At 41.3% G+C, this 8812-nt stretch carries 10 protein-coding genes and 1 pseudogene; 6 read left to right on the forward strand and 5 right to left on the reverse strand.

What is annotated here, in order from left to right; all coding sequences use genetic code 11:
- Positions 1 to 165: 165 nt before the first annotated feature.
- The 3 genes from HWQ41_RS13550 to HWQ41_RS13560 all read left to right on the forward strand — a co-directional run bounded on the left by HWQ41_RS13550 (position 166) and on the right by HWQ41_RS13560 (position 1889).
- Positions 166 to 381, forward strand: coding sequence for a photosystem I reaction center subunit IV (locus HWQ41_RS13550; protein WP_012410286.1), 216 nt, complete (start codon positions 166 to 168; stop codon positions 379 to 381).
- Between the two features lie 252 nt (positions 382 to 633).
- Positions 634 to 1512, forward strand: a complete 879-nt coding sequence (locus tag HWQ41_RS13555; RefSeq protein ID WP_292763453.1) for a DNA-formamidopyrimidine glycosylase — start codon at positions 634 to 636, stop codon at positions 1510 to 1512.
- 161 nt (positions 1513 to 1673) lie between these two features.
- Positions 1674 to 1889 (forward strand): NAD(P)H-quinone oxidoreductase subunit O, encoded by a 216-nt coding sequence (locus HWQ41_RS13560; RefSeq protein ID WP_292763455.1) that lies wholly within the window; start codon positions 1674 to 1676, stop codon positions 1887 to 1889.
- Positions 1890 to 1907: 18 nt separating this feature from the next.
- Here the strand turns inward: HWQ41_RS13560 and HWQ41_RS13565 are convergent.
- From HWQ41_RS13565 to HWQ41_RS13575, 3 genes and pseudogenes are all read right to left on the reverse strand, one after another.
- Positions 1908 to 2387 (reverse strand): annotated as a pseudogene (locus HWQ41_RS13565) (transposase); the annotation flags it as partial.
- A gap of 473 nt (positions 2388 to 2860) precedes the next feature.
- The gene (locus HWQ41_RS13570) at positions 2861 to 3193 is read right to left on the reverse strand and encodes a translation initiation factor (protein ID WP_292763456.1); all 333 of its coding nucleotides are present in this window, start codon (positions 3191 to 3193) and stop codon (positions 2861 to 2863) included.
- A 95-nt stretch (positions 3194 to 3288) separates the two neighbouring features.
- The gene (locus HWQ41_RS13575; protein WP_292763458.1) at positions 3289 to 3786 is read right to left on the reverse strand and encodes a hypothetical protein; all 498 of its coding nucleotides are present in this window, start codon (positions 3784 to 3786) and stop codon (positions 3289 to 3291) included.
- A 338-nt stretch (positions 3787 to 4124) separates the two neighbouring features.
- On the opposite strand from HWQ41_RS13575, the gene HWQ41_RS13580 reads away from it, so the two are divergent.
- The 3 genes from HWQ41_RS13580 to HWQ41_RS13590 are packed head-to-tail and all read left to right on the forward strand — an operon-like array spanning position 4125 to position 8147.
- Complete coding sequence (locus tag HWQ41_RS13580; protein WP_292763460.1) at positions 4125 to 4802, forward strand: hypothetical protein; 678 nt, start codon at positions 4125 to 4127, stop codon at positions 4800 to 4802.
- Positions 4803 to 4840: 38 nt separating this feature from the next.
- Positions 4841 to 6757, forward strand: coding sequence for a hypothetical protein (locus HWQ41_RS13585; protein ID WP_292763461.1), 1917 nt, complete (start codon positions 4841 to 4843; stop codon positions 6755 to 6757).
- Between the two features lie 10 nt (positions 6758 to 6767).
- A complete protein-coding gene (locus HWQ41_RS13590) occupies positions 6768 to 8147 on the forward strand; it encodes a DUF1802 family protein (protein ID WP_292763463.1) in 1380 nt (459 codons plus the stop codon).
- Positions 8148 to 8181: 34 nt separating this feature from the next.
- Here HWQ41_RS13590 and HWQ41_RS13595 read toward each other — a convergent pair whose 3' ends face one another.
- Entirely contained in the window at positions 8182 to 8544 is a 363-nt protein-coding gene (locus tag HWQ41_RS13595) for an aspartyl protease (RefSeq protein ID WP_292763464.1), read from the reverse strand.
- Positions 8541 to 8812 (reverse strand): hypothetical protein (locus tag HWQ41_RS13600; RefSeq protein WP_292763465.1); only part of this gene is annotated, 272 nt, incomplete at its 5' end. The genes HWQ41_RS13600 and HWQ41_RS13595, both read right to left, overlap by 4 nt.

An 8812-nucleotide genomic window follows, 5' to 3' on the forward strand; every position in this document is an offset into this window, starting at 1 on the left:
AATGCCCCATGCCCAATGCCCAATGCCCAATGCCCAATGCCCAATGCCCAATGCCAAATTCAGACAAATAACTTAACAAAGACTCTTGGTGCGACCTTCAGGTTGTAGAGTGAAATCAATTAGCCCTCTAGATTGGCGATTGATAACTATAAAGGGAAAATAATCATGGTTCAACGTGGTTCTAAAGTACGTATTCTCCGCCCTGAATCCTACTGGTTTCAGGATCTTGGAACTGTGGCTTCCATTGACCAAAGCGGCATCAAATACCCAGTAATTGTCCGCTTTGAAAAGGTAAATTACTCTGGTATCAATACCAACAACTTTGCCCAGGATGAATTAGTAGAGGTTGAAGCACCAAAGGCTAAACCAGCTAAAAAATAGCAGCAAAGCTACAAGGGGGTTGTTTGATGCGATGATGAAGGGAAGTCTTACAGTATGAAGTCTGAAGTATGAAACTTTCAGTTCATTCATTCTTCGTCCTAGCCTACTCTAATCTACGAGAAGCCGTCCTGCGGGTATTTACGGTTTCTTTTTGGTAGTACGGCAAGCCACCTACGTGTGTCTAACATACTACTTTATCTCTTCTTTATTGACCCCCCAAGTACATCAAAATTGCTTGCTTAATCTGTTTGAATGCCTGAACTGCCTGAAGTTGAAACAGTCCGAAGGGGTCTAAATCAATTGACCCTCAACCAAGAAATTACGGGTGGAGATGTGTTGCTCGATCGCACCATCGCCTACCCGTTTTCTGTCGGTGAGTTTGTTGATGGAATTAAAAAGAATGCGATCGCTACTTGGCATCGTCGCGGTAAATATCTCCTAGCCACACTCTCTCCCCCTTCTCCCTCATCTTCGCCTTTATCAACCGGCTGGCTAGGGGTTCATCTGCGAATGACCGGTCAACTACTATGGCTGCATCGAGATGAACCATTACATAAGCACACGCGGGTGAGATTATTTTTTGGGGATCAGCAGGAATTACGCTTTGTGGATCAGCGTACTTTCGGTAAAATATGGTGGGTTCCGCCTGGTGTTGCTGTAGAAAGTATTATGACTGGTTTGGCAAAACTGGCAGCAGACCCATTTTCACCCGAATTTACTGTGGAATATCTAGCAAGCAAACTCCAAAACCGTCGCCGTCCGATTAAGACAGCGCTACTGGATCAATCGGTGGTGGCGGGATTAGGTAATATTTATGCCGATGAAGCGTTGTTTAAGAGCGGAATTTTACCTGAAACCTTGTGTATAGATTTGCAGCTCAAGCAAATTGAGCGTTTGCGAACAGCCATAATTCAAGTGTTAAAAACCAGCATTGAGGCTGGTGGTACGACTTTTAGTAATTTCCTAAATGTTCAAGGTACTAACGGCAATTATGGTGGTGTTGCCTGGGTTTATAACCGCGCTGGAGAACCCTGTCGAGTTTGTGGTACAGAAATTCAACGGATTAGGTTAGCTGGGCGATCTAGTCACTTTTGCTCCCAGTGTCAAACGCTACGGGGAGTTAGGAGTTAGGAGTTAGGTAGTTACGCAAAACTACACGCGGTAGGGGCAATTCATGAATTGCCCCTACCTGAAAATTAGGGTTTCGGCTATTGTTTGCGTAAGTCCTACTTCTAACTTGGAACTCTCTTAAAATGCAGATAAGAGAAGTTACAAATTTGAGAGAGGAACTGATGGCAGTCAAAAAAGGAGATATGGTTCGCGCTGTGCGGGAGAAACTAGAAAACAGTCTGGAGGCAAAAGCTAGTGATAGTCGCTTTCCTTCTTATTTGTTTGAAACTAAGGGCGAAATTGTCGATGTCAAAGGTGATTACGCCCTGATTAAGTTTGGGAAAGTACCAACACCTAATATTTGGTTGCGTGTGGATCAACTCGAAGAGTTTAATTGACACTCCCCCCTCGCTTTGTTACGGAGATTCTAATTTCATCCTAGCTACTTGCTCTACCAGGCTTTCGCCAAGTAGCGTAGAGGTTGCTAGTCCATTAGCGTTACTTTGGGATTGCCCATCCCTAGCTTTTGCAAGATTCAGAATATTTATTGCTGCGTTAGTATCTCTATGCAACTCGCATCCACAAGTACACACATGGGTGCGAGTTAATAGAGATTTTTTAACAATTGCACCACAAGCCGAACACATTTGTGACGTGTAATGTGGTGCAACAGCAACTGCTAATTTACCAAATTTACCAGCAAAATACTCAATCCATTGCCGAAACAAATACCAGCTAGCGTCAGCAATTGACTTAGCCAAGCAATGATTTTTGAGTAGATTACGCACCTGCAAGTTTTCATAGGCTACTAGGTCGTTAGACCTGACTAGGTTACGCGCCAGTCTCTTGGCGTGTTCATCCCTCTGCCTACTTATTCTCAAGTGCTTTCTGGAAAATCTGGCTCTAGAGAGCCAGTCTTTAGACTTACCCACATCCTGCTCTGATTTTTCACTCATCTGAAAAAGCCCACGAAAAACCTAACCCCCTCCCCGACGCGGCTATCCATTACCCGGATCTTTCTTAACATTTGCGAGAGTATTGACTCAGGTTTTTATAACCCAGATTCGTTCGTTGTTCATTCTCAATAAAAACGCAGTTTTAGCGAGAAGATTAAAAGCGAATTTGTCAAGTATGCCTAAATTCTCAGTGTCTAAGACGGTTATAGAACATGGGTTTCAAGATTGTAAAGAAAGATGTGGGTAACGCATAGCCCGACGCGGGAAGGGGGAAAATTAAAAATCTCTCTCCTTGCAGGAGAGAGATTTAGTTTTTTGTCAAGTTTAAGTTGATGGGTAAGTAAGTTCGTAGTCAGGACTTTAGTCCTGACTACGAACCTTCAAAAATAGCTTGACAAAGTATTAGTTTCGCGTTAGCGGCGGGAATCCTGATCTGCGGGGTCGCCATAGGGGTCTTCGCTGGCTGGGCGGACGTTACCAAACTCCCCTTGATCTGCGGGATCGCCGTAAGGGTCTTCGCTAGCTGGGCGGACGTTGCCGTAAGACGCGACATCTCCGGGGTCGCCATAGGGGTCTTGACTGGCTGGGGTGACGTTGCCGTAAGATGCCGGGTCTGCGGGATCACCGTATGGGTCTTCGCTGGCTGGACGTACATTGCGATCGCGCAATTTGGCATCTTCTTCAGCTTCATCGCTGTTCGACCCCAAAAGCAAATCTTTCGCCTTTCGGAAAAATTCATCTACCATAATCTGTCTCCTGATTTAAGTTCGTGTTTCCGACGTGCGCGATCGGCGTTATCCTCCAGGAAACCCGCTTTAGATGTACACACGCTTCACTGAATCTAGAGTGCTGGAGCTGCGGATGAAGTTATGCCAGTGAGATCGCGACCTGTAGTACTCCCGTTATAGCCTTGGAACTGACTATATTGCCGTGCTTCAGATTCCGGTACTCGAATTCCTTGCGATGGTGGTGTTACCCAGTGAGCGCGTTTTTCAGCATCACGGTAGTATACACGCCCGTTCTTGGAAAGATAGTACTTGCCTTCTGCTCCTTCTTTTGAAGCATTCTTATGCTGGTTGTAGACGTAATAAAGTGCCGCAGCTCCCGCCAAAAGTGCCACTTTTTGCCCCGTACCCAATCCCTTATTAGCTTCGGGTTGGTTTGTCGCGTTGCGATCGCTCACTGTTCTACCAGCACTATCATCAACAGGTGGTGGTGTTGAAGCGTTTCGGGCACCGCCTCCGCAGCTACTTAGCAAGGGTACCATTAGCAATGCTGAAAGCAGCACTGCAAATAGACGCGAAACTATTTTACGTTCTTTATATATTGTTGTGTTCATGGGATTTCATCATCACCTGTATTTACTAAAAGCCTTGCTGTTGCAAAAACAAAGTTGGAATTCCTGTTATTTCACCTGGAATTGAAAAAACATATACCAACTCAATTTATAACTGCACAGCTACAGCGTTTGACTATCATCATGATCGATTTTCTCAACTATTCCATCCCGCCTTTGAGAGAACTGCATTCATCCCCAGGAAATATTTTGTGAATTTTTGATGAATCAATTTCGCTGAAACGCCGAAATATTCAGCAATTTCTCGGTTATTTTTTCGGAGTAAATAAATTAAAAAGATACAGTCGCTACGATATATCTTGTCAAAAAATACACTCAATATGACATCACAAAATACAGCCCAAACTAGAACTCGTCTCCTTTTGGCCTTGTGGGATTTGGGAGGAACGCAGCAGGAAGTTAAGAAGGGTCAATTCACTAAGCGAATTGTATCCAAAAGCCAGAAGGTAGCAGATTATCAGGGCATATTCGAGGAATTACAGAGCCAGGGTGCGATCGCAATCTCCAAAAAGGGATATTCTTTGACATCTGGCAAGGGTTTAGAGGTATTGGGTGAGGGTTTGAGAACTGGCGATTTTAAGTTTGAAGGGACGATTGTCGGTACTTGGGCGGCGAATGCGTTGGTAAGGTGGATTAGTCAGATTGATGTGGCGGGAAATGGTGCAGGTGTACTAGTTAATGGGAAAAGTGCGATAGCGAAGCTTTCCGAAGGAATCGCATCTTACGACGAGTTTAAATCTGTGGCGTTGGAAGTCTACGACAAGCTGAACTATGAGTACAACTTTAATAATCTGGTGCCAATTTATCGGATCAGGAGAGAAATAAGCGATCGCGTTAGTCGTACAGAGTTTAATGATTGGCTACTGGAAACGCAAGCCGACGATATTTTGCAACTGCAAGGCGGGAGTGTAGAAGACAGCGCACCCGACAAAATTGAAGATTCGGTAGCTACAGAATTAGATGGATTACGCTGCTACGCCACACGCCTGAAACCTTAAACCTTATTTGACTCTTCAGACATTCACTTCACAACACTATGACTGTTACCACGTCTCCCATTGATGATCTGATTAGAAATGAAAACCCTTTTGCAGGCCATATTGTGGTCAGACCACCGCAAATATGGGGTAAAAGTTTTCCTGATGTTCCCTCAATTAATGCTCATGCTTCTAATGCAGTTTTTGATGCTGTTGATAAAGTCCGTAAAGGAAAACGTGAAACTGTAGGTATCACAATTACAGCAGAAAAAGGGTTAGGTAAAAGCCATATTATTAGTCGGATTCGCCACGGATTACAGACAGAAGGTAGTAGCTTATTTATCTACATGAGTAAGTATGATAACTTGAATCAAATTAAGTCTCTATTTCTGCAAAGTGTCGCCTCTAGTCTCAGAGCTTTTGGTAGTCAAAAAGTAATGCAATGGCAGGAAATTGCAGCAGCTTTAATTAACGAAGCAAAGCAATGGAACTATACGCCACAACAGTATATTAGTCAATATAAAAGTTGGTTGAATAAATATTCAACTAAATTTATTGAAGATTTGACAAAACTTATTCTTAAAGTCAAGCCTGAAATAACCAACCCTTACATAGTGAAAGCAATTTTGTGGACACTTTCTCCAGATCATATTAATTATGCAAGCTATTGGTTATCTGGTTTGGAATTAGAACAATTACAAGCTGACGCAATGGGGTTGCCAAATCCTAAAAGCGAGGATAGAGAAGCTGAAGCATTAAGCAATGTTCGCCAAATTCTAGATATAACTAGCTATTATAGAGTCCCAGTGATTTGTTTTGACGAATTAGATATTGCAGATGCTGCTGATAATGGATTTTTAGCAGCACAAGTGATTGCAAACTTAGTTAAGGATTTATATAACAGTCTTAAACAAGGTGTTTTACTGTTAGCAATGTATCCTCGTACCTGGGAAGACCAAATCAAGGCTTTACCAGAAGCTGAAGCAGTTGTTGATAGATTAGCAAGTGAACAAGCTGATAGGCAACCAATTGCATTAAAGTATCTCAATTCTGATGATATCGTTGCTCTAGTGAGTCAATGGTTACAAGATTTTTATGAGGAACATCAACAAATACCGCCTCATCCTCTCTACCCATTTGATGAACCTAAACTCAGAGAACTTGGTAAGAGTAGACCTACTGTTAGGTCAGTTTTGAAATGGTGTGCAGAGAATTTTGTACCTAATCAGCCTATTATTGATGATCCGACAAATTCAACAAAAAGCACTACGAATACTACAAGTGCATGGACATCTACAACAATCCATCCACTTAAAGCATACTTCGATAATGAGTTAGCAAATGTTGAGGCTTCTATTAATTCATTAATGCAAGAAGAAGCAACAATTACTAACGCTCTTCAACTAGCTTTCAATAGTTTAATAGGTGAAACTGTAGAGGGAGTAACAATCGAATCAATTGAAGAAGTAGAGCCTAGTGCAGCAAATAATGGCTTTATGGATTTCAAAATTATCGGCAATAAAAGAAAAGTGAGGATTGGAGTAGATGTAGTTCAGCAAGACCGCAATGCTATAGGTGCTGCCTTGGGACGGCTAATTGATTACAAAACATTTAACCTAACTCGCGGTTGCTTGGTGCGTTCAAAGATAATTAGTCCAAATGCAGTATTAGCTAGAAAGCATTTGAGAATCCTGTTGAAAGAAAAGGGTGGAGAATGGGTAGGCTTGCAAAGCCAAGACATTAAACCTCTTTTAGCTATCTATTTTGTTTGGTATAACAGAGAGAGTTACGAACTGACAAAAGAACAGATTTTGGAATTTATTGAGCAAAAGCAACTAGCAATAAATAATCCTTTGATTAGAGAAATCCTTAGCGATCCTTCTGGGCAAGTACCTGATAATTTAACTGATGATGAATTACCTATTAGTATTCCTCAGCCTATTGCTACTGCTGATAATATCGACCTAAATCTATAACTAACTAGAAATGAATCAGCCGTTCTCAATTCTAACAGCGCTGTGTCTACCCGTTCCTGATATTGAAGCCTTAATACAGGGGCGAACAATTGCAGCTTTACCCAGGATGTTTATTCATCCTGGGCGGAGATTTGCACTTTATCCTACTGACTCTTCAGTTTCAATCAAAGCTTGGGCTAAATGTGAACTTTGCCAAATTTTAGACGAGACTAAGCCATTAGAGATTTTGTCTAAATTAACAATATGGACACCAAAAGTATTAAAGGAGATACTACAAAAACAACAGTATCTTTTCCTGGCTTACTTGCGTGTCTATCAGTTACCTGAGTTACAAGAAATATTAGTTAATCCCAACATTCAGGAAAAGCTAGGAAAATTTGTTAGTTTATCTAATTCTCTAACGGTTTCTGAAGAAAAGCCAATTTTAAACGATCGCACCTTCGCCCAACGCAAACGCCAATTAGAAAAGCTAGAACCCGCGCTACATCCTGAATTGGAAGAATTGCAGAGTGCGATCGCATCCCTAGCCATTAGCCAAGCAGCAGCTAAACAATTAGACGACGATATCAAAGTATTTTTGGGTTGGAGTAATGACAAGCTAATTAAGCAACCCGATTCAAATTTAGCTTGGATAAATGATATTGCAAAATTAGGCGATCGCAGCATCGAAAAAGATGAGGGTAAAAGCAACTACCAAGCTGGTACAGACTTTGAAAATATCGCACGCCGTAGCCTTGATTTCTTAGGATTCAAAGTTGAAGAAAACTACAAAGGTGGTGCAGGTGGCTTAGATTTATTTTGCTCACAACCTTATCCTCTTGTTTGCGAATGTAAAGCAGGTAAAAGCATTCCTGATCGTGCAGTAGAAGAATTAGATAGGATTGGTAAAAGGCATCTTAAAGAAAATTATCTTCAAGCTATGCGGTTGATTATTGGCCCAGGTGAACCAACTAAAAATCTGAAAGAATCTGCTCAGATATCTAAAATCAGTATTATAAATGTAATGACTCTACAAAAACTCGTTGAATTCAAAGCAAAATATCCAGGGGCTATTAACTTAGTCGAATTACAGCAATATCTAGAACCTGGGCAAATCGACTATAAAATTGATGAATATATTGATAAGGTGGAGAGAGAGATTAAGTTGCGATCGCACATTACCCAGCTTGTCAAAAATTATTTAGAAAACTCAGGGATAGAATCTGCTGGTGTTGAAGCTTTACATGGTGCGTATTTCGGCTCACATCCGCCACAGCCAATAAAAACAGTAGAAATGCACGAAATTCTAATTGAACTTTCTTCACCTTTAACAGGCTATTTAGGACGAATAAAAGACAGTAATTTGAATAGCGATCGCTTTTACTTTCTCCGCGATTTACCGATTAACTGAAATGCGAGCGCGTAGCCAGTCGTAGGCATCGCAGTTATCCCAAAGTTAATATACTAACCTGATAATTTGCCACCAACGGCAAAATTTTTAGCCATTCCGAACCTAACAAAACTTCCGTAATTTCATTGCCCACATAAACATTAATTTCATACTCTTGTTCGTTTAAGATTACCTTGCCTAAATAAATATCAAATCTTGATTCTCCCTTAGCAGTTCGTAGAGATTCCTCACCGATGTAAGCCCAGTCCAAACTCTCTAAATCTTGTTTATTAATAGCCATAAAGCCTGTAAAACCAGTATCCAACATGGCATCTACAGACAAATCTAATCCATCAGATGTAATCAAATCAATTTCAAAAAAAAGTTGCCCATTATCCCCAAAGTTACCCTGAATCATATTGTGCCAGTTGTTCCTGTTTCATTTAGACAGAATACACAATGTCTAGTATTTGGGTACTTTTCTAGGGCTTTTTTATGAGCTTGCATTTTATCCACATCAATCAAATAATCTGCACTATCTGGCTCCACAGCAATATACCAGCCATAGTGTTCCTGAATAAAATCAGGACGCACACGCTCAAAAATTGTCCGACAGCGCTGATAAAATGCCTCATCTTCAGCTTTGCGTCTAGCAAGTTCTTCTGGTGGTAAAGTGTGTTCTGGAA

This window comes from Nostoc sp. NOS(2021) (assembly GCF_017115025.1).
Taxonomy (GTDB): Bacteria; Cyanobacteriota; Cyanobacteriia; order Cyanobacteriales; family Nostocaceae; genus Nostoc.